General features: G+C 44.0%; 20 protein-coding genes. 5 read left to right on the top strand and 15 right to left on the bottom strand.

The genetic code is table 11. The annotated features are described in order from the left end of the window. Positions 1–379: 379 nt before the first annotated feature. Positions 380–1,417: a pectate lyase gene (locus tag MHI16_RS17875; RefSeq protein ID WP_058013874.1), complete on the top strand. Its 1,038-nt coding sequence runs from the start codon at positions 380–382 to the stop codon at positions 1,415–1,417. Between the two features lie 57 nt (positions 1,418–1,474). Here the strand turns inward: MHI16_RS17875 and cydC are convergent, their stop codons facing one another. The 15 genes from cydC to MHI16_RS17950 all read right to left on the bottom strand — a co-directional run bounded on the left by cydC (position 1,475) and on the right by MHI16_RS17950 (position 17,955). Next, on the bottom strand, positions 1,475–3,208 hold the full coding sequence (gene cydC / locus MHI16_RS17880) for a thiol reductant ABC exporter subunit CydC (RefSeq protein WP_058013354.1): 1,734 nt from the start codon (positions 3,206–3,208) through the stop codon (positions 1,475–1,477). Beyond that, positions 3,198–4,934, bottom strand: a complete 1,737-nt coding sequence (cydD, locus tag MHI16_RS17885) for a thiol reductant ABC exporter subunit CydD (protein ID WP_058013353.1) — start codon at positions 4,932–4,934, stop codon at positions 3,198–3,200. The genes cydC and cydD overlap by 11 nt, the downstream gene beginning before the upstream one ends. Continuing rightward, entirely contained in the window at positions 4,934–5,950 is a 1,017-nt protein-coding gene (cydB, locus tag MHI16_RS17890; RefSeq protein WP_058013352.1) for a cytochrome d ubiquinol oxidase subunit II, read from the bottom strand. The genes cydD and cydB overlap by 1 nt, the downstream gene beginning before the upstream one ends. Further along, complete coding sequence (locus tag MHI16_RS17895; protein WP_003214979.1) at positions 5,937–7,352, bottom strand: cytochrome ubiquinol oxidase subunit I; 1,416 nt, start codon at positions 7,350–7,352, stop codon at positions 5,937–5,939. Before MHI16_RS17895 ends, cydB begins: the two co-directional genes overlap by 14 nt. A 321-nt stretch (positions 7,353–7,673) precedes the next feature. After that, complete coding sequence (gene isdG / locus MHI16_RS17900; protein ID WP_058013351.1) at positions 7,674–8,795, bottom strand: heme oxygenase; 1,122 nt, start codon at positions 8,793–8,795, stop codon at positions 7,674–7,676. Positions 8,796–8,797: 2 nt separating this feature from the next. After that, positions 8,798–9,811: an iron ABC transporter permease gene (locus MHI16_RS17905; protein WP_058013350.1), complete on the bottom strand. Its 1,014-nt coding sequence runs from the start codon at positions 9,809–9,811 to the stop codon at positions 8,798–8,800. After that, on the bottom strand, positions 9,808–10,746 hold the full coding sequence (locus MHI16_RS17910) for an ABC transporter substrate-binding protein (RefSeq protein ID WP_058013349.1): 939 nt from the start codon (positions 10,744–10,746) through the stop codon (positions 9,808–9,810). The genes MHI16_RS17905 and MHI16_RS17910 overlap by 4 nt, the downstream gene beginning before the upstream one ends. Positions 10,747–10,764: 18 nt before the next feature. Further along, a complete protein-coding gene (gene srtB / locus MHI16_RS17915; protein ID WP_058013348.1) occupies positions 10,765–11,517 on the bottom strand; it encodes a class B sortase in 753 nt (250 codons plus the stop codon). Positions 11,518–11,543: 26 nt separating this feature from the next. Next, positions 11,544–12,314, bottom strand: coding sequence for an ABC transporter ATP-binding protein (locus tag MHI16_RS17920; RefSeq protein ID WP_058013347.1), 771 nt, complete (start codon positions 12,312–12,314; stop codon positions 11,544–11,546). Then, positions 12,301–13,287, bottom strand: a complete 987-nt coding sequence (locus MHI16_RS17925; protein ID WP_058013346.1) for an iron ABC transporter permease — start codon at positions 13,285–13,287, stop codon at positions 12,301–12,303. Before MHI16_RS17925 ends, MHI16_RS17920 begins: the two co-directional genes overlap by 14 nt. A 33-nt stretch (positions 13,288–13,320) precedes the next feature. Continuing rightward, positions 13,321–14,208: a heme ABC transporter substrate-binding protein IsdE gene (isdE, locus tag MHI16_RS17930; RefSeq protein ID WP_058013345.1), complete on the bottom strand. Its 888-nt coding sequence runs from the start codon at positions 14,206–14,208 to the stop codon at positions 13,321–13,323. A 75-nt stretch (positions 14,209–14,283) separates the two neighbouring features. Beyond that, positions 14,284–16,101 carry an NEAT domain-containing protein gene (locus MHI16_RS17935; RefSeq protein WP_268466905.1) on the bottom strand — a complete coding sequence of 606 codons (1,818 nt, stop codon included), beginning with the start codon at positions 16,099–16,101 and terminating at the stop codon, positions 14,284–14,286. A gap of 18 nt (positions 16,102–16,119) precedes the next feature. Further along, entirely contained in the window at positions 16,120–16,773 is a 654-nt protein-coding gene (gene isdC / locus MHI16_RS17940; protein ID WP_061410280.1) for a heme uptake protein IsdC, read from the bottom strand. 20 nt (positions 16,774–16,793) lie between these two features. Next, positions 16,794–17,252, bottom strand: a complete 459-nt coding sequence (locus MHI16_RS17945) for an NEAT domain-containing protein (RefSeq protein WP_061410009.1) — start codon at positions 17,250–17,252, stop codon at positions 16,794–16,796. 370 nt (positions 17,253–17,622) lie between these two features. Next, positions 17,623–17,955, bottom strand: coding sequence for a helix-turn-helix domain-containing protein (locus tag MHI16_RS17950; protein WP_058013341.1), 333 nt, complete (start codon positions 17,953–17,955; stop codon positions 17,623–17,625). A gap of 178 nt (positions 17,956–18,133) precedes the next feature. On the opposite strand from MHI16_RS17950, the gene MHI16_RS17955 reads away from it, so the two are divergent. The 4 genes from MHI16_RS17955 (at position 18,134) to fosM (ending at position 21,332) form a co-directional block, all read left to right on the top strand. Then, on the top strand, positions 18,134–19,027 hold the full coding sequence (locus tag MHI16_RS17955; RefSeq protein ID WP_058013340.1) for a VOC family protein: 894 nt from the start codon (positions 18,134–18,136) through the stop codon (positions 19,025–19,027). Continuing rightward, on the top strand, positions 19,005–19,766 hold the full coding sequence (locus MHI16_RS17960; protein ID WP_012011730.1) for a GTP cyclohydrolase II: 762 nt from the start codon (positions 19,005–19,007) through the stop codon (positions 19,764–19,766). Before MHI16_RS17955 ends, MHI16_RS17960 begins: the two co-directional genes overlap by 23 nt. Continuing rightward, positions 19,753–20,844 carry a bifunctional diaminohydroxyphosphoribosylaminopyrimidine deaminase/5-amino-6-(5-phosphoribosylamino)uracil reductase RibD gene (gene ribD, locus MHI16_RS17965; RefSeq protein ID WP_061410011.1) on the top strand — a complete coding sequence of 364 codons (1,092 nt, stop codon included), beginning with the start codon at positions 19,753–19,755 and terminating at the stop codon, positions 20,842–20,844. The genes MHI16_RS17960 and ribD overlap by 14 nt, the downstream gene beginning before the upstream one ends. A gap of 62 nt (positions 20,845–20,906) precedes the next feature. Next, positions 20,907–21,332, top strand: a complete 426-nt coding sequence (gene fosM / locus MHI16_RS17970; RefSeq protein WP_268466906.1) for a FosM family fosfomycin resistance protein — start codon at positions 20,907–20,909, stop codon at positions 21,330–21,332. The last annotated feature ends 114 nt before the right edge of the window (positions 21,333–21,446 follow it).

A 21,446-nucleotide genomic window follows, 5' to 3' on the forward strand; every position in this document is an offset into this window, starting at 1 on the left:
TATTTTTTTAGCTTGTTGTATTTGAAGCATTGAATAACCAGTTTTTTCTTATGTAATGATTATGACATTCCTTCGTCTCTAACAAAATGATGCGTTCTGATTTTCCGTCAAGCGGAGATGCTCCCCCCCATAATCACTAGGTCATCCCAATACCTATCGTCAATGATCCTTGTCTCATTTAGATGAAAATAAAATAATCATGGCCTTAGTTCTCTAGAAAATCATGGAATACACAGCGCCAATTCTTAGCCGATGATACCTTTTTGCATGCTATGCTCTTCCTACATTCCGAAAAAGGCGATACTGGCGAAAAAAGGAGGAGCAGTGGAATTGCAGCTTATTTTTGGAAACGTTTACATCAAAACAAAAATGAATGGAGATGTTGACTTTGAAGAAAAAAGTTCCAATGTTAGCTGGTGTGTTAGCGGTTGGTCTCGTGACTTCATTATTTGCACCAAATGGGGAGGCAAAAGCGGCAGCAAAGTATCCCGAAAGCCCTTCTATTATGGCCAATTTTAATCAACAAGGATTCTCCACATTAAATGGCGGTACAACAGGCGGTGAAGGCGGTAAAACCGTCACAGTCAAAACTGGAAATGAACTATTGGCTGCCCTCAAAAGTAAAGGAACAAACGAAAAATTAAAAATTGTTGTCGACGGGACGATAACCCCTTCTAATACATCTGCCAATAAAATCGATGTGAAAGATACAAACAATGTCTCAATCGTCGGCAAAGGCACGAAAGGTGAATTTAATGGAATTGGCATTAAAGTATGGCGTGCCAATAACATCATCATCCGCAACCTGAAAATCCATCACAGCAACATCGGTGACAAGGATGCCATCGGAATCGAAGGCGCTTCTAAAAACGTATGGGTCGATCATAATGAATTGTACAATACATTAAACTCTGGTAAAGATGATTATGATGGATTATTTGATGTGAAAAATGACTCCGACTATATTACCTTCTCATGGAACTATGTTCATGACAGCTGGAAAACGATGCTCATGGGCAGCTCTGATAACGACAACTACAACCGTAAAATCACATTCCACAACAACCGTTTTGAAAACCTGAATTCTCGTGTACCATCTATGCGCTTTGGGGAAGGTCATGTGTATAACAACTACTATAAAGGTATCCATACAACTGCGATTAACTCTCGTATGGGCGCAAAAATGAGAATTGAGCACAACGTATTTGAAAATACAAAAAATGCGATCGGCAGCTGGGACAGCCGCCAGGTCGGTACATGGCATGTCATCAACAACTCATATATTAACAGCTCAGGCAGTCTGCCAACGTCTTCTACAGGTACGTACAACCCTCCTTATAACTACTCTTTGCTTAACGTGAACAATGTCAAATCAGAAGTGGTCTCAAATGCTGGTGTCGGAAAAGTAAACCCTTAAAACCACAAAACGTTCGGGCAGAAATCTCTGTCCGAACGTTCTTGTCATTTCATCTATTTATATTGTAGAAAACGGGCGATCCATCTCATACAATTTTTGATAGCGTGGGTTTTCTTTCAGTAAATCCTGATGCTCCCCCTGCATTTCAATTTGTCCATCTTCAATAAACATAATGCGGTCACATGCCTCACAGCCAGTGAGATGGTGGGTAATCCAAATGACCGTTTTTCCTTTTAACACACGGAAAATGGTTTCAAGCAGCTCACGCTCTGTGCGTGGGTCAAGTCCAACGGTGGGTTCATCTAATACAACAATCGGGGTGTTTTGCAGCAAAATCCGTGCTAACGCCATCCGTTGTCTTTCTCCGCCTGAGAAACGAATTCCTGTCTCCTGCACACCGGTGTGATACCCCTCTGGCAATGATTCGATTGTATCCTGAAGCTGCACTTGTCTCGCTGCTTCTTTTACTTGCTCCTCTGTCGCATTTGGAGAGCCTAAGCGAATATTGTTTAAAACAGAGGTATCGAATAAATACGGCTGTTGATTGAGTACTGACACATAGGTGGACACGTTCTCTCGAATGCTTTCGACCGGTTTCCCCTGGATACTGACAGCTCCTTGATTTGGCACGACAGCTCCTTCTAACAACTTCAAAATAGTCGATTTTCCTGCACCGCTTTTTCCTAAGAGAGCGAGTGATTCTCCTTGCTTCAATGAAAATGACAGGTGCTTTAGCACGTGTTGGTGCGAATCATACCCAAAGGACACTCGATCAAAAGAAACAGCTTCATTTTGAGAAACAGCTGACTGATCCGCTGTCTTGCGCTCAGATTCTCCTTCATACGAAAGCTTTTCATAATGATGTAATCTGCTGACAGCATGCTGATAGACTGGAATATCACCTGCTGCATCTGAGAGTGGGAGAAAGGCTTCTGTTAACGGAAAAAGCACAAGCACGAAGGCTGCAATCAGGGTGTGTGACATCGAGCCTGACTGCACAACTGAACCGCTCCAATACACGACAAGCACGACAGCTCCTCCAATGATAAGCTGTGCCATAAATTGGCGCAGACGGATAAATCGGTGCTTGGCTGCTTCAAGCGCTAACAGCTGCGCTTCTTTCTGTTCATATTCATCAACAAAATCTTTCTGCCTGCCGCTAAACAACCAGTCACTCACACCCATGACGGCATCTGTTAAATGGCTGTACAGTTCATTTCTGCCTTTTTTCATTTGAATTTGTCTCGCCCGGTTCACTAGCACTGTGACGTATGGAAAAACAAATACGAGAAGTGCCATATAAAGCAGCATCAAGCCAGCAAAAGGCCACGAGAATAGACCAAGTGCCCCAATGGATGCGGCATATAAAAGCAGCGCACCGATGGATGGAAAGATGGTTTTTAAATAGGCGTCCTGCAGTCTCTCAACATCATCTGACAAGAGCCCAAGCATTTCACCTGTACCTAGCTTTGTCTGTTTCGCACTTCGTTCAGCCATGTCATACAGACGGACACGCATTTTTTCAATCATGGTCAAAATGAGCTGGTGGCTCGCCAGTCTTTCTGCGTAGCGGGCAGCTGAGCGCGAAATACCAAAGGTACGGACAGCTACAATTGGGACGTAGACCATAAGTATATTCTCAGGTCTTGTGGCAGCTTTTGAAATGAGAAATCCTGACGTATACATCAGCATAGAAGCAGAGAATACTGCAATTGCCCCTAGAAATAAAACCAGCGCAAACAGCTTTTGATTCTCCTTGATATAAGGTATAAACCAGCCTTTACTTACCATGTGTGACCGCCCCCATTTGCTCCTGTACCAATTGATAATACACGCCTTTTCTTTGCATTAATGATTCATGTGTACCCATTTCTGCAATCGTTCCTTGATCCATGACAATAATCTCATCCATGGCTGGCATCCAATGGAGCCTATGTGTCGCTAAGAACACAAGTTTATCTTCAAACAGCGGAAGCATTGTTTTCTTCAATTCATACTCTGTCTCAATATCGAGATGCGCCGTTGGTTCATCTAACAGCATAATGGACCGCTTGCCCAGCACCGTTCGCGCAAGCGCAATTCTTTGTGCCTGTCCCCCGCTTAGCCCTCTTCCCTGTTCTCCAATGACCTCATCGAGCCCATTCGGCAGCTGCGCTACGAGCTGAGATAAGCCAGCTTCACTGGCAGCTCTTTCCACTTCTTCATCTGTTGCATGCGGCTCATAAAAACGAATGTTTTCTCTTAATGTCATGTGAAATAAATAAGGGTGCTGCGGCATATAGACGACTTCCTTTTGCCATTCCTTCATCTGTAAATGAACAAGCGGCTGGCCGTTTAGCGTGATTTGACCTGAGGTCGGTTCAACAAAGCCGCCGAGCACATCGGTCAACGTCGATTTCCCTGAACCACTGGCACCAATGATCCCGATTTTTTTCTTCCCTTTGACAGTGAGGTCTACATCCTGAATCGAATAAGGGGCATGCTCGTCATGCTGGACACTCACATCTTGCAGGGTGAGCGCAGATTGTTCATTCCACTCGTTCAACTGCACTGATTGTGTCTCCTGCATGCGGAAGCCCTTTTCTTCTAAAATGACCTGCATCGCCTCATTCGCTTCTTTTCCATTTAGCGTGGCATGATAATCATTTCCCACTTCACGTACTGGCAGGAAATATTCCGGTGCCAGCATGAGCGCCGTCAGAGCCGGCAATAACAGAAGCTCTCCTTCAATTAATCGCAAGCCAAGAAAGACAGCGACAGTAGCAATCGACAGCATGGAAAAGAAATCAAGCGCAAACGATGAAAGAAATGCGACCTTCAGCGTGCTCATGGTCGCCTTTCGATATCGCTTTGACACTTCTCCAATATTGCGGGAGTGTTTTTTGCTAATGCCTAAGTAACGAAGCGTTTCAAGGCCGCGGAGAGAATCAGTGAAATGATTGGATAATTTCTCATACGATCTCCATTGTTTGGCCGCTTTACGCTGAGCGACAAGACCTAGCAAAATCATAAAGACAATTAAAATCGGCAACGTCACGATTAAAATGACGGCAGATGTTTCGTCTAATGTCCAAACATAGATGAGAACCATTGCCGGTATCACAGCCATGTTCACCATTTTCGGTAAAAACAGCTGTAAATACTGACGATATTGAGCAATCCCCTCCATCGCTAATGTGACAAGCTTTCCTGTACCCTTTTTCTTTGTGAAAGCAGGACCTAAACGAAAGAGTTGGTCTAACAGCTGTTTTCTGACGTCTGCTCCAATTCGGGAAGAGTAGGTAAACATGACCTTCTCCCGAATCAAGGTGAGACCGTGCCGCACCAGAAAGGCAGCAAGAAACAGCAGGACATAAGGCGTTGCCTGCGAAAGGCTTTTCCCGTCAAACAGCGTAGTAATGGCATGTGCCAGCCACTGTGCTTGGAAAATAATACTTGCTCCTTGGATGAGTGACACAATACCTAAGAGGGCAAGAAGCCCTCTCATTCCTTTTAATTGAAGCAAACGTTTATCCATTAGTAGGTCATTGGCTCCTTACCGCTTACACGTTTACGGAAGACGTAATAGCTCCAAATTTGATACCCAAGCACAAAGGGCAGCAAAGAAATGGCAACAATCGTCATGACCGTCAGTGAATAAGATCCAGATGCAGCGTTTTGAATGGTCAGATCAAATGTATGGTTGATTGAACTAATCATGACGCGCGGGAACAATGCAGTGAAAAGCATCGTCACTGTCACCATGATGCCTGCACCTGTGAATAGGAATGTCCAGCCATCACGTTTCTTTTTCATAAAGAATAGAGCCGCTACGTAACAAACCACAATGAGGAAAGTTAACGGAATGGTGATGATCGGGCGTACCGTATAAATGTCTGTCTCCATGATAGATACACCAACAAATAGGACAAGAACTGGCAGCGAAATAAGCAGGACACGCTTGCCAAGCTTTCTCGCACGATCTCTTAAATCACCCTCTGTACGAAGTGTAACGAAAATCAATCCGTGCAGAAGGCAAAGAACCGTTACAGCTAACCCGCCAATCACTGAATAAAGGTTCACAAAATCCGTAAAACCAGCGTACATGTTCATGTCTTGATCAATTGGCATCCCGCGTAAAATACTTGTGAATAGCACACCGAGTAAAAACGGCGGCAGCAGACTGCCAAAGAAGATGACCCAGTCCCATGCTTTGATCCAAGAGGCTTTCTCAACCTTCCCTCGGAATTCAAAGGCGACGCCGCGCCCGATAAGTGCTAAGAGGAGAACCGCAAACGGTATATAGTATCCACTGAACATCGTGGCATACCAGTGAGGGAAAGCAGCGAAAATAGCGCCCCCAGCTGTAATCAGCCAGACCTCATTCGCATCCCAGAAAGGACCAATCGTGTTAATTAAAATGCGGCGTTCGTGCGCATCCTTTCCAAGCAGCTGCATGGACATCCCAACACCAAAATCAAACCCCTCTAAGAAGAAAAATCCAATAAACAATACTGCGACAAGAATAAACCAAATCTCGTTAAGATATGCCATGATATGCGCCTCCATCAAATGGATCTGTAGATAGGTCCGTTTCATCCTTTTGATCTGTATCCTCTTCCGAATGTGCACCTTTTTTAATTTCTCGAATGAATAGGTAGGCAAGCAAGATGGCAAGAATCAGATACATCGTCGTAAAGCTAATGACTGAGAATAACAGCATGCCGTACGATACGTTTGGCGAAATCGATTGAGCCGTCGTCATCATACCAAAGACCGTCCACGGCTGACGCCCAATTTCAGTCATGATCCAGCCAGCTGAGTTCGCAATAAACGGGAATGCAATCATCCCTACCATGAAACGTAAAAACCATTTGTTCGTTTCGAGTTTTTTTCTAAAGCTCAAGTACAAGCCAATCATACTGGCAAAAATCATCAGCATACCGGCACCAACCATAATTCTAAAGCTCCAGAAGGTTGTTTTTACTGGCGGAATATAGTCTCCAGGACCAAACTTTGCTTCATATTCTTTTTGAAGTGTCAGCATGCCTGGCACATCTCCACTAAACTTCGAATAAGCCAAGTAACTTAAAGCAAACGGAATATTGATCTCCGCAGAGTTTTCTTTTTTATCTGTATCAATGTTGGCAAATAGTGTCCAAGCCGCTGGATCTCCACTATCCTTCCAAAGGGCTTCACTTGCCGCCATCTTCATCGGCTGTGATTCCATTAAGTGCTTCGCTTGATCATGTCCAGAGAACGCCACACCTAAGCCAGAAATTAAAGCGAGAACCATGGCAATCTGGAAGGACTTTTTGAAAAAGGCAATTTCTTGTTTTTTGATCATTTTATAGGCACTAACTCCTGCAATAAAGAATGCACCTGTAGCAAGCGCACCAAACAGAACGTGCGGGAATTCAACCCAAAGCTGCGGGTTTGTTACAAGTGCGCCAAAGTCATTCATTTCTGCACGGCCATTTTTAATGACAAACCCAACTGGCTCTTGCATAAATGAGTTGGCGAGTAAAATCCAAAATGCCGAAAAGATCGTACCAAGGGAAACAAGCCAAATACACAATAAATGAATCTTCTTCGGCAGACGATCCCAGCCGAATATCCAAAGTCCAATAAATGTAGATTCAAGGAAAAAGGCAAGCAGTGCTTCAATGGCAAGCGGTGCACCAAATACATCACCGACAAACCTTGAATAATCTGACCAGTTCATCCCAAATTGGAATTCCTGGAGAATCCCTGTCACTACACCTACTGCAAAATTGAGTAAGAATAGATGACCCCAAAACTTCGCCATTTTTTTATAAATCTCTTTTTTCTTGACAACATAAAGGGTCTGCATCAATGCAACGATAAACACCAAACCTATTGACATAGGAACAAAAATAAAATGAAATAATGTCGTTGAAGCAAATTGAAATCTTGCTAAAAACAGCTCACTCACAGCCTTACATCCTCCCTTACTTTCACATGCCGAATGATTGGAAACGCTTATGCTCATCACTTCACAAAATATTCACTATTTGTTCAATGGTTCACAAATAATAGCCTGTTTGAAATGATTTACTCGGTGAAATTTTACTCTTGCTTTTCATTCGGTTAGTTATTTATACCTGTACTTTACACCCATACGCTTCAAAAATAAAGTAAATTTTACCTAAAAATTGGATGGTATTGTGTCAGTTGTTTGAATACTTTGTCAAAAATATGTGACAGAAAGTAAAAAAATAGCGCTGCACGTGAGCTGCAGCGCTGTGTTTCTTTTTTAGGCTTTTTTCTGTAAAGCTGGTCTAGTGACTTGCACTTCATAGTACGTAATTTTATTTTTTAATAGGCCTTCAGGTTTCGCTTTTCCATGAGCATGCGCATCACCAAATGCCTGAGATTTTGTCCAATTCACAAAGTCTTCTTTTCGATTCCAGCGTGTATGAATGGTCACTTCATCGTAATCGGTTGTCTGCTGTGTGACCCATACTTCCATACCTAAAAATCCTTCCATGAATTCTACTTGTCCCTGCTTGTTAAAACGCTTGACGAGGTGGTCGGCACTGCCTTTTTCTACTCTTACCTGGTTGTTGACAATGATCATGTTTTGTTCATCTCCCTTTTGTTGTTGGATCGAAGCGATTGGAATAATCAGCGGGTGCTCACCGTCTAAGTGAACCTCAGCCTGAATCCCAAAGACCTCTTTGAAAAAGCTTTCTGTTAATACTTCTTTTGGTGTCCCTATTTGATAAACCTGACCACGCTTCATCGCAATAAGGCGGTCACAATATTTTGCTGCCTGCTGCAGGTCGTGAAGAACCATTAAAATGGTGATTCCATGCGTCTTATTCAGCTGTTTGAGCAGCTCTAGTAAATCAAGCTGATGCGCAATATCTAAGTAAGTCGTCGGCTCATCCAGAATAATCGTCTCTGTCTTCTGAGCGAGTGCCATCGCAATATACGCTTTTTGCCTTTCTCCGCCAGACAATGTATGCAGCATTCTATTTTCATTGATACGGCTATTGGTCACATCAAGCGCCCACTCAATCGCTTCTTGATCTGTCTTCGAGCTTTTTTTCCAGATCGAACGATGCGGGCTGCGTCCAAGTGCGACCAGCTCCCGTACGGTCATAGATGGAATGGCTGTTCTCGTCTGCATGAGAACGGCGATTTCCTTTGCAATCTCCTGAGCTGTCATCTCTTTTTGCGGTATATCGTGAATGTATATCGTGCCGCTTTCGATTGACGTAAGACGTGCGGCTGCTTTGATAAAAGTCGACTTCCCTGATCCATTTGGTCCAATAATTCCTGTCACGCTTCCTTTAGGAACAGCTGCTGATATAGAGGACAACTGAAAGCCTCCTTGACTGAGACTCACGTCATCCATAGCGATTACATCCAACCTTAACCCCTCCCTTTCTTTTTTAATAAATAGAGGAAGAAAGGTGCACCGATGCAGGCAAGCAGGATACCGACAGGCAGTTCAACTGGTGTAAACCATACCCTTGCCGCTGTATCTGCAAAAACCACAAGCACGCCTCCGCCCAGCATCGAGATCGGCAGCAGATACCTATAGTCATCTCCAATTAAAAGACGGATAAAATGAGGAACGACCAGTCCGACAAAGCCAATTAGGCCGCTCACACTTACTGCTGCACCAGCTAAAAGTGCCGCCAGTGCAATTAAGAAAAACCGGGTGCGCTCTACTCTGAGACCGAGCAGCTGAGCTGATTCATCGCCAAGTAAAAGAAGATTTGCCGGCTTGATGGCAAAAAAACAAAGGCACAGCCCAACAAGCGCATAAGGCGACACGAAGGTTAGATGATGCCAGCTCCGTCCATTTAATCCTCCTGATAAAAAGGGCAGGACTGCCTGCACACGCTCACTATAAAGCACCATAAACCCATTCATCACCGCCCCAAGCAGGGCATTGACTGCCACTCCCGCCAAAATCAGCTTCAGTGGTGAAACCCCTTGATCAAATGAGAGCATATACACCACAAGTGCCGCTAATAAAGCGCCAAGGAAAGCAGCGGCTGGCAGCAAATACGTGAATTGCGGAAACACAATCATGCTGAGCACAGCAGCCAATCCGCCGCCAGCCGTCACACCGATGATGCCAGGGTCAGCGAGTGGATTTCGGACGACTCCTTGTAAAATCGCCCCTGATGCCGCGAGACAGGCCCCAACGATGAAACCGATGAGAACGCGCGGCAGGCGTAAATCCATCACAATTTTCTCATGGACAGGCTGACCTGATCCCGTCAAAGCAGCGAATAAATCTTGCAGTGATAATTGAACAGAACCTAATGCAAGCCCTAGGCATGCACCTACAACTAACGAGATGAATAGTCCGGGTATCAGCCATCTTCGCCTCGACTGTCTTTTTTGAAAATCTAATTCTGCATTCATTTTCATGATGACAATCGCTTCAATCTTTTCTCTAGCTCATCAATCGCTCTGATCACGTCTGCGCCTGGATTCGTTCCAAATAGATCACTAGGCAGAATCTCGACGTGTCCATGTTTGACGGCTGATACATCGTGCCATGCGGCATTCTGTTTCATTTCACTCATAAAGCCCGCTTTCACATCTTCAGGATTGCTATGGGTCATGAGCAGGATCAGATCAGGATCAGCTTCGATGACCTTTTCTGCATTGATTTGAGCGTATTGAGGGAATTTCTCGAGTGCTGGTTCATTCTCAGCAATGTTCGTCCCTCCAGCGATGTGTAGTAAATCTCCGCTTAAGGATTGAGGAAGAGCCGCCATATATGTGCCAGGTGCCCCGTACACAACGAGTGTCTTCACTTTTTTCTCAGGCTGTTTGACCTGATTTTTCCGCTGATCGATTTGCTTGTTAAGCTCTTTTGCCTTTTGCTGCTTCCCTAGCAAATCTCCGAATAACGTAATTTGGCGCTGGATGTCCTTCACGGAATTGGCACTTGTCAAAAGAAGCTGTGAACCAATTCCTTCTATTGTAGAGATGTCCTTGCTGTTTAATTGTTCATTCCCAAGTACAACATCGGGCTTTAAGCTTGTGATGAGCTCTACATCAAATTGATGTGTTGTACCAATTGTTTGGACTGATGTAGCCTGTTGTAAGCTGTCTGGTAATTCGGTGGCCGGACGACCGACCACCTCACCGCCTAAGGCATATAGGATGCTCATGTCTCCAGTCGACAATGAGACAATGCGCTGAGGGGATTCTTCAAACGACAGCGTTCTGCCGGCAAAGTCCTTAATCTTCAGCGCACCTTGACCGCTCCCTTTCTCTACAGGTGCTGCCTGACTGCATCCGCCGAGGAGAAGCATCAAGACAAGTCCCATGAAGATCACATGTGAAAATTTCAACCGCCTGTCTCTCCTTTTCTAGTAAACTTTCTTTAGCTTTGCCTGTACCACGAGACGCCCGTTTTTCGGTGCAAGCACATGATCACAGGTCGATAGAGTGAGAATAAGGTCATCTGTGGACACGTCTGTCTTCGTTTGGTAGATTGATTTTTTTCGCACAGATTGCAAGTAGTGCGCATATTCGCCAAGATCTTGAAAATCGGTTTGTATATAATCAAAGTCCACCGTTGTTTCATACACGGCAAAAATCTCCGCCTCATAGCTTTGATACAGCGTATCGTACTGAAATGTCCGATGCTCATCGAAGAAATCCTCTTTTAAATAGTTTGTGAGTCCAGCGAACATGGACCCATCCCTCATTCGATGCCCGTACACCACAGTATTCGGGCTTTCATGCAAGACATCATTGCGATAATCCATAAAAATACTGCCTGCCCTGGTGTCGTTTTTTAAGTAATTACGGGTTAAGTAGAACGCATTGTCGCGAGATTGGACGATTGGGTACTGGATCATCGTGTCCTTCATATTGATCCAGCCGACAATGTCATCGTTTACTTTCCGCAGTTCATCAAATGACGTACGAATGGTCCCCGACTCCCGGTTTTCATTCATTCCTTGCTCATGTCCATACATCGTCTGAGCCTTTGCTAGCACCTGACGATTTTGATAATAGCCGAACAGTTCTAAGCCAATGGCCGAACCACTATAAATGAATACACCTAAACAGACGATTGTCAGCACACGCTGACAGACCCGTTTTCCTCTTTTCACACTGTCTCACCTGCTTTTTGCACAGCTTATATCCCAACAGGCACGATGTACATCCCTGTTTCTGCATCCTGTTTAATCGTGACAGACACATCATAAATGTGCCGCACATTCTCTTCTGTTAACACATCGCTTGGCTGTCCTTCACTCATAATCCGGCCATTCTTCATCGCAATGATGACATCACTGTAGCGGACAGCCTGGTTCATGTCGTGCAGTACCATAACAATTGTTAGTCCATGTACGACATTGAGTTCACGGATCAGCTCAAGAATGTCAAATTGATAGTAGATATCCAAATAGGTTGTCGGTTCATCTAAGAAAAGGATTGGTGTTTTTTGCGCAAGTGCCATCGCGATCCATACTCGCTGCCGCTCACCACCTGACAATGAGGCGAGCGGCACCTTTCGTTTTTCCGTTAGCTTTGTACTGGAAAGTGCCCACTCTATCGCTCTCTCATCCTCTTCCTTGTCTCCACCTCGCATCGTCTGGTACGGCGTTCTGCCGAATGCCACGACCCTCTCGATCGTTAAATCAAGCGGTGCTTCGTTTTGCTGATGGACGACCGCCAGCTTTTTTGCCAGCTCCTTTGGCTTAAACGCATTCAACGCTTGGCCATCTAAATGAATCTGCCCTTTTTTTGGCGCATGGTTATGCGCCATTAATGAAAGCAATGTGGATTTCCCTGAGCCATTCGGACCGATAATGGTTGTGATTTTTCCCTTTTCAATCTGTGTTGTGACCGATTGAAGGATGTCCTTCTGCTGGTCATATGAGAATGACACCTCACGAATGTCCATGGAGACGATCCCCCCTTCTTAGTAAAAAGATCAGAAATGGCCCGCCAATCACGGCCATGATCGTAGAAGCAGGAATTTCATTTGGCGCGACAAGCGTCCTGCCGAGCGTATCAGCCGTCAGAATCAGCAACGCCCCGCTTAACGCAGAAAATGGAATGAGTACCCGGTGATCCGACCCGACAAGTCTTCTTGAAATGTGCGGGATAAGCAAACCGACAAAGGCAATCACGCCCGCTACCGCTGCTGTCACCGCCGCAAGCAATACAGCTGTGATGGAAATCAAAAGGCGCATTCTGGTCACACGCAATCCTAAATTTTTCGCTGTCTTGTCCTGAAGAGCCAAGAGGTTACACCATCTGCTAAAGAAAAGGGCTACGACAAGGCCGACGACGCCATAGACTCCGATTAAACGGACATCCCCCCACGTTTTCATCGTGAGATTCGACTGTCCTGACTGATTGATCGTGATATTGAAATAACTGCAAATGGTCACAAATGCTTCAGCCATTCCAGTAAACATGGCATTGATGGCGATCCCAACCAAAATCATACGGATGGGGCTTAATCCACCCTTCCAAGACAGAACGTATACGAGGAAACACGCAATGGCTCCGCCTAACACCGAAAATAAAGGAGAGTAGAAATAAAATTGAGGAAGTGCTGTTATTGCCATTAAAGAAAAGAAGCTGGCTCCTGATGAAATTCCAATGACGCCGGCATCAGCTAATGGATTCCTCATGACCGACTGCAGCAGTACACCGGAGACAGATAAGGCGGCCCCTGTAAACATGGCAATGAGTATGCGAGGAATTCTGAGATCTTTAATGATTTCTACCTGTGCATGTTGACCGGTGATGAGCCCTTCCAATAATTCAATCGGGGTGACATGAATGCTCCCAGTAATGGCGGAATAAATAAACACGCACACCAGTAAGACACTGACTGTCAGAAATAAAATCCCTGTTTTTTTCATCTTAAACGTCCTTTTATCATTCAGATTCGCCGGTTATAACGGATACAGCATACGCGTTAGTTCTTCTAATGCTTCAGCTGCTTTTAAATTGCCCGTTGTCCCAAATAAGCTTTCTTCGAGGTCATACACTCGGTCTTGCTTGACTGCATGAAAATGCTTCCAAATGTCATTTGTTTTAAATTCTTGATCAAACATGCGGACGACTTCATCTGGCATCCCATGTGCGGCCCGGAGGATGATATCTGGATTGGCTTTTTGTAAATACTCCGTATTGGAAGCCAAGTACTCCATTTTCTCACCTTTGACAATATTCTCCCCGCCTGCGATACGTACAAGATCACCAATATATGAATGCTCTGTCGCCACCAAATAACTGCCTGGTACACCAAGCAAAATCAGAACGGATGGCTTTCGTTTTCCCTTCGTCTTCTCTTGTATGTCTTTCTTTTTTTGCTCAAAATCAGACACAATGCGCTCGGCTTGTTTCTTTCTGTCATACTGGTCTCCGAGCTTCGTGATCGCCTTCTCCATGTTAGCCATGCTCTCGAGATTTAAGTATGTGGCAGGGACACCTGCTTGCTGAAAGGGTGTCTCTAAATCATATTGAAGGGTTGTAACAGACAGGACATCTGTCGGTTGAAGTGATTGGATGATTTCCATGTCCGGGCTCATTGGATTGCCGACTTCCGGCAGTCTTTTATAACGAGCTGGCAAGGATTTTTGGCTTGTTGGCACCCCGACAAGATCGATCTCTAAGGCATCCATGATCTCCACAGCAGCTACAGTTGTTGCCACAATGCGTTCACTTGATTCTACGCTTTTTTTGCCTTTTGCTGAGCTTTCAGCTGACTGTGAGCAGCCCGATAAGATCACGCACACACTAAGGGCAGCGATCAAGGCACATAACATTCGATGCTTCAAAAACAGAAGCCCCCTTTCGAAAAAAGAGAGTGGATGCGTCGATGATCTCGGCGCATCTCACTTCAACTAAACCATCTATCTTGTTCTTGTTTGATACTTTCTGACGAGTACGAATAATGACCCGCCGAATAAAAGAATATACACCCAAAGAAGAGAGGTATCTCCTGTTTTTGGATTCAACTGTCCAGTCTCAGACTTGGTTTGGTCATCTGATGGAGTAAATGTTAGCTGCTCTGCGCCTGTTTCCTCTGGCGCTAAATTCTCAAGTTGATTTGGTTGATTTGATTGAGAATCGCGATCATTTGGATTTTTGACAAAGCCGATACTCTCATCGTCTCCGATGATCGATCGAATCCCGCTTCCTTCACCAAGAGCAATTCCTTTTGTGTCATAGATAAGTTTGACATCGTACTGCTCATGATAATTCGCAGCTGGAATATCAATTTTCACGCGTGCTGCCTGAGCCGTGCTTAAGCTTTTGGCTTCGTATTGAATCACTCGTGTATCTGATGTTTGATCTGTTTTTGCAACAAGCGTCTCTTCAAACTTTCCACCTGATCCTACTTGGAAGGACGTGATAGCTGAGCTATTCTTCACTGTATAAGAAACGAAATGGCGGCCATTTTTCACAACCAATGTCGCAGGGCTCACGACATAATCGTTCATACGAGAAAACTCATCCTTGTCTGCTTTCTTCATTGAGAAAGGAAGCTTGTATACACCATCTTTAAGCTGAGCCGTCTCTTGAGGAGCTCCGCCGTTATTTGTTCCTGGTGATGGTGTGTTTGGTTTTGGTGTTTCTGGTGCAGCAGGTGTTTCTTCCTCTACCTGTCCGCCTTTAAGTGGCGAGATACTCTTTGCATCGAATTGAAAACGAATATCGTAGGTTTGCTCATAGTGAGCGGCTGCTACTACAACGTGTACTTTTCCTTTGACCGCTTTTTTCAAATCAGCGACATCAAATGACACCACTCTTGTGTTCTTTGCTTTATCTGTGCTGACAGTCTTCACTTCTTGAAAAGAACCGTTTTTCTCTGTTTTCAAGGAAGCGACAGATGTATCGTCCTTCACCGTAAAGGAGATGGTTAGTTTCCCATTTTTGATGGTTAAGGATGCAGGATGTGAGAAGTATTGGTTCATCCGAGATGCCTCATCCTCATCCCCTTTGAGCACACTGTAATTGATGCGGTACTCGCCATCTTTCAGTTGATTTTGCGTAGGTTCCACTGGCTTTGTGCCATTGTTATTGCCTGGTGTTGTCTGCTGATCGTCTGGCTTTGTGCCATTTTGATCATCCGGCTTTGTTTCGTTATCGTCTGGCTTTGTGCCATTTTGGTCATCTGGTTTTGTTTCGCTATCGCCTGGCTTTGTGCCATTTTGGTCATCTGGTTTTGTTTCGTTATCGTCTGGCTTTGCAGGTGTAACGAGCGTTAGGCTGCTTTGATCGAATGCAAGCTGTACGTCATATGCTTCGTCATAGATAAGGCCGCCTAAATCCCAGTAAATTTTCACCCAGCCGTTTAATTTGGCTGATAAGTCGGCAACATCAAACTTGATTACACGTGTATTGGCAGTTTCATCCTCACTGACGGTTTCAGTGGTGACAAGCGCGCCATTTTGTTCAACCTTGAAATCTGTAATCTCTTTGCTTTGCTTCAGTGTGACATAGGCAGTCGTCTTGCCATTTTCCACAATCAGCTTAGCTGGCTTTTCTGTATACGTATCCATCATGGACGCTTCTGTGCTGCCATTTTTTAAAATGGTGAATCCGACCGTGTATTCACCTTCAACAAATGATGCAGCTTGTGCCGTTCCTTGAGGAATCTGAAATGCAGTCAATAAACTGAATAAAACGAGCAGAATGGCTGCCTTTAGATGAAAAAGACGTTTCAAATGGTGACACTTCCTTCCTTAATGCTTAATGATCCACTTTCTTGCTAAAAATCCGCCTGAGCATAGAGCAAGCACAAGGAGCCACCCTGTCTGGTTTGTATCACCAGTTTGAGGATTCTCTTCTTGTTTTGTCGTGGATGACTCAGATGTTTTCGTTGATTCTTTTGATGGCTGCTGCTTTTCTGCTTCACCCGCTGTTTTGTTTGTGCTGTTAGACGAAAGTGATTTCATGCTGCTCTCATCAAATTTCAGCTGAATGGTATAATCATGATCATAATCAGCAGATTTTACAGTGACATGAATTTTTGATTTGATTGGTTTAGACAAGCTCTGAGCTTGGAACTGAACAATCCTTGTGTTGGCTTTTTTATTGGTTGAGAGAACCGTTGTATCGACATAGCCGCCATTTCCGGGAACTTTAAATTCCGTCACCCAGCTGCTATTTTTAATGGTCATTTGTACTGTCAGCTTCCCATTTTTTGCAATCACTTTTGCTGGCTTCAGCCAGTAGTCATTTGCCATGGAGACCGCATTTCCTTCAGCCTTGAGCACAGTATAGTTGACGGAGTATGTACCATCCTTTAACGTGGCAGCCTGTGCGTTTGAAAAAGGCAGCATGAGTGCCAATAATAAAGCGGTCATGAAGACTGATAGCCTCATCATTTTTTTCATCAAGCGAATTTCCTCCCTTTTTATTGAACAGATGCTGCATCAAACTTGAGACGGATGTCGTAATTGCCTGTATATCCAATGACCGGTACAGTCACGCTCACTTTTGCTGGTACGACTTCCGTCAGGCTGTTCACGTTAAATTCTACTGTTCTCTTATTCGCAGCTGTGTTTGTACTGATCACCTTCGCATCTTTGTAGACACCTTGTTCAAGTGTTTTAAAGCTAGTGATCCAAGAGCTATTCGTTAACGTGACTTGTGCTTTGATTTTTCCATCCTTCACGACAAGCTTTGCTGGTTTTTCAAAATACGTATTCGCTGTTGAAGTCGAATCGCTATCTGCCTTCCATACCACATATTGTGCCGAATGTTGACCATCTGCTAAGCCTGCTGCTGAGGCTGAGCTAATCGGAGCTAGAGCAAATAATAGAACAAAACTAAAGAACAATAATGCGTGTGATGTTGAACGAATGACTTTCATGTGAACCCTCCTAAATGATATTGATAATTATTCTCAACAGACAATAAAAAAAATAACCTTCATAAGCGCTTGAACACACTTATAGATGATTATGATAATCATTATCAATTGAGTTGAAAAAATAAATCTTTGCTTCTTAAAAGCCAAAGATGTCTGTTTCTAAATGATGATTTGACACGTGTTTTAGGCAATCTGTCCCATTCATGATTCCATGGCATGACCTCCATTCCATTACAGGGAAAAGAACCCTCTTCTTCTTGATCTTATATGATGGGTGAATTTATTGTCAACATCATTTTTCATACTATTGACTTAGATTTCTGGAAAATCGCACAAAAAAATTTCGATCAGACAGACTGATCGAAATCGATTAGGAAGGAACATGTTCCACTTTTTTGCTATTTTTACGTTCTAAAGACCAAGCATACATTTCACGAATAATCGGCTCTATTTTCTTCCCTTGCGCTGTTAATTCGTATTCAATCCGTACTGGAATGTCAGGGTATACGTTTTTCTCAACGAGTCCTTCAGCCTCTAAATCCTTCAGCCTTTCAGATAATAATCTGCCGCTGATGTTCATTTCATTTTCAAGCTGACAGAAACGCTTAGGGCCTGTCAGAAGCTGATTGATGATGAGAATGACCCACTTCTTGCCTAGAATCTCCATGGCATCTGTGATTGGACAGCCATCTACTTGAGCCATACCTTACTCCCTCCCGCTTTTCTCTCTTTTTTTCATTATAACATAATTAATTACTTGAAATAAGTCACTAACTATTATATAGTTTAGTTACTAAAAGTAACAAGGTATTCATTTTTATCAATTTTCAATAAACCATTGAACATGCAGATGCATATAACATGAAGGAGATGACCGAGCTTTGAATACAATAGAGCAGGTAAGATTAGGTGTAACAGAATTACATGTATCCAGCTTTGAGCGTTCTTTGCCTTTTTATACAGACATTTTAGGTTTTACTTTATTAGAACAGACGGAATCCACCGTCACTCTTGGAAGCAATGCAAAGGAACCAATCCTTTTGTTAAAAGAAGATGCACAGCTCAAGGAGAAGCCTGATCATGAGCCAGGCCTTTATCATTTTGCTGTTTTATTACCTACCAGAAAAAACCTGGGCACATGGCTGGCACATGTGATCAAAAAAGGCTATCCTTTAATTGGAGCAAGCGATCACTTTTTCAGTGAAGCCATTTATTTAAGTGACCCTGACGGCATTGGCGTAGAAATATATGCTGATCGCCCTGAGGACGTTTGGGTAGGTGAGCATGGAGAACTGAAAGGTGGCGGAAATGCACCTCTTGATGGAGATGGTCTCCTGCAAGAAGCCGCTGATACGACGTGGGAAGGAATTCCAGCTGGGACAGTCATGGGACACTTACATTTCCATCTGAACCCAGAAGAAGCTGATTCCTTTTATGTCAATACGCTCGGTTTTCATATCCGAATGGCTCCCACAGCAAGCTTATTCATTGCAGGTGGCGTCTATCATCACCACCTTGCCTTTAATGCATGGGGACGCGGAAGAAAAGGAGCCATTGATCCACGTTTTTCAGGAATTAGAAGCTATACACTCGTATTCCCACAAGAAGCAGACAGACAGTCCGTCGTTGAGCGCCTAACAAAAGCAGGCACTCAAGTGAAAACAATAGGGGAAAGTAACGAATTTGTTGATCCATTTGGCGTTCTCGTTCGTTTACAGATTGAAGAAACAGACAAAAAAGAAGGTGCAGAATATGGACAAACACACAGATCTTAAAACAGCCATTTTAAAAGATAAAATCAAACGAGTACAGCAAGAAGACGGGTATATATATATCACTGGACCCATTAAATTGCCAGTGAATTTAGACGGCAGAACGGTGATGTTCAACTGGTATTCATGGTTAAAAGACGACGGATTAGAGCCATTGTCAGATGAAGCTTTAATCGAAAGCCTCTCGTCCCGCCAGCTTGCCGATCATCAGCAGTCAAGCGTGCTAGTGTATGGAGATTTCGAGCACGCTGACGAAGCTCTTATCCGCATGCATTCCATCTGCCATACTGGTGATATTTTTGGAAGCAAGCGCTGCGACTGCGGATTCCAATTGAAGCAGTCCATGCGAATGATTGAGGACAATGGTGCAGGTGCCCTGTTCTATTTAGCCAACCATGAAGGCCGCGGCATTGGACTTTTCACGAAAGCCATGGCTTATATCCTTCAAGAAAATGGCTACGATACAGTAGAAGCGAACGAAGCTCTCGGCTTTGAAGATGACACGCGTCAATATGAAGAAGCCATTGCGGTTCTTCAAACACTTCGTACAAAGCCAGTCAGACTCATTACCAATAATCCGAAAAAGACAGATGCCATCAGCCATGCAGGTTTATCTCTTTCTGGACGTATTCCGCTTTGGGGTGATGTCTCGGAGTTTAATGAAAAATACTTGCAGACAAAAATTAACCGCTCAGGTCACATGAAGGCGGATCAAGAGGTGCGTACGATTGCCACATCATGAGCGATATATGAATCTAGCACTTGAAAATGCACGGGCAATGAAAGGTCAGACATCTCCAAACCCGCTCGTCGGGGCTGTGATTGTGCGTGAGAATGAGATTGTTGGTGTCGGTGCTCACATGAAAGCCGGTGAACCACATGCTGAAATTCATGCACTTAAAATGGCCGGAGACAAGGCAAAAGGAGCCACCATTTATGTGACCCTCGAGCCTTGTTCTCACCATGGCCGTACAGGTCCTTGTGCGGAGGCACTTGTGAAAGCAGGCGTCGAAACGGTTGTCGTGGCGGCTCTTGACCCGAACCCGCTTGTCGCTGGCCGCGGAATCGCCATTTTACAAGATGCTGGCATCCAAGTGATTACAGGCGTACTTGAACAGGAATCCATTCTCATGAATGAAGTGTTTAATCATTTTATTACGAAAAAAACACCTTTCGTGACGCTCAAGGCAGGTATTACCTTAGACGGAAAAATTGCGTCTGCTACGTCTGACAGCAAATGGATTACATCTGAGACATCCCGTTATGATGCTCATCATATCCGCAGTATCAATGATGCGATTTTGGTCGGTGCTCAAACGGTTATTCATGACGACCCTTCACTAACTGCACGGATTCCAAATGGGAATCATCCGATTCGAATTGTTTTAGACTCTAAGCTATCAACACCGCTGACAGCAAAGATCGTCACTGATCAGATGGCACCTACTTGGATCTTTACAACAAAGCAAGCCGATGAGGAAAAACGAGACGCTTTAGAAGCAGCCGGCGTCAGCGTCTTTGTAACAGACAGCGAGACGCGGGTGCCCCTGCAAGAATTGCTTCAAACGCTGGGAGAAAGAAATGTCTCCTCCCTCATGATTGAAGGCGGCGGCCAGATCAATGCTTCATTTTTAGAACAGCAGCTTGTAGATAAATTGGTCATTTATATGGCACCCAAACTCATTGGCGGAAGACTTTCTCCTTCCTTTTTCGGAGGCGAAGGCATACGCCTCATGAGTGATGCCATTGAACTCGATCAGCTCTCAGTAGAAACACTAGGGAAAGATATTAAAATAACGGGATATCCCGTTTATCAATAAACAAAAAAGTTTGTAGACCCCATCTACAGGCTTTTTTAAAATGACAGCTTGAGGTGAATGTGATGTCAATAAAAGGAATGAATCATTTGTTATTTTCTGTTTCTGATTTAGAAACCTCTATTGATTTTTACACAAAAGTATTTGACGCCACTTTATTAGTAAAAGGGAAAAACACAGCTTACTTTGATTTAAATGGGCTATGGCTTGCACTGAATGTGGAAAAGGACATTCCTCGTCAAGACATCCAGCACTCTTACACACACATCGCTTTTTCAATCGATGAAAGGGATATAGATCACATGCACAACAAGCTAAAACATTTGAACGTCAACATCTTACCAGGTCGCCCAAGAGATGAAAAAGATCATCAGTCGATCTACTTTACGGACCCTGACGGACATAAATTTGAGTTTCATACAGGTACCATGAAAGATCGAATCGATTATTACAAACAAGAAAAAGCACATATGGAATTTTTTGATGAATGATAAAAAAACAGAACTTCCATTTACATGAAAGTTCTGTTTCGCTTTTGAACCGCCAATGTCGATTCACCCATCATCACCATGAAACTTGTCGTAAATTGTTTCATGTGAAACATT

Source organism: Bacillus sp. FSL K6-0923 (genome assembly GCF_038630825.1).
Classification (GTDB): Bacteria; Bacillota; Bacilli; order Bacillales; family Bacillaceae; genus Bacillus; species Bacillus pumilus.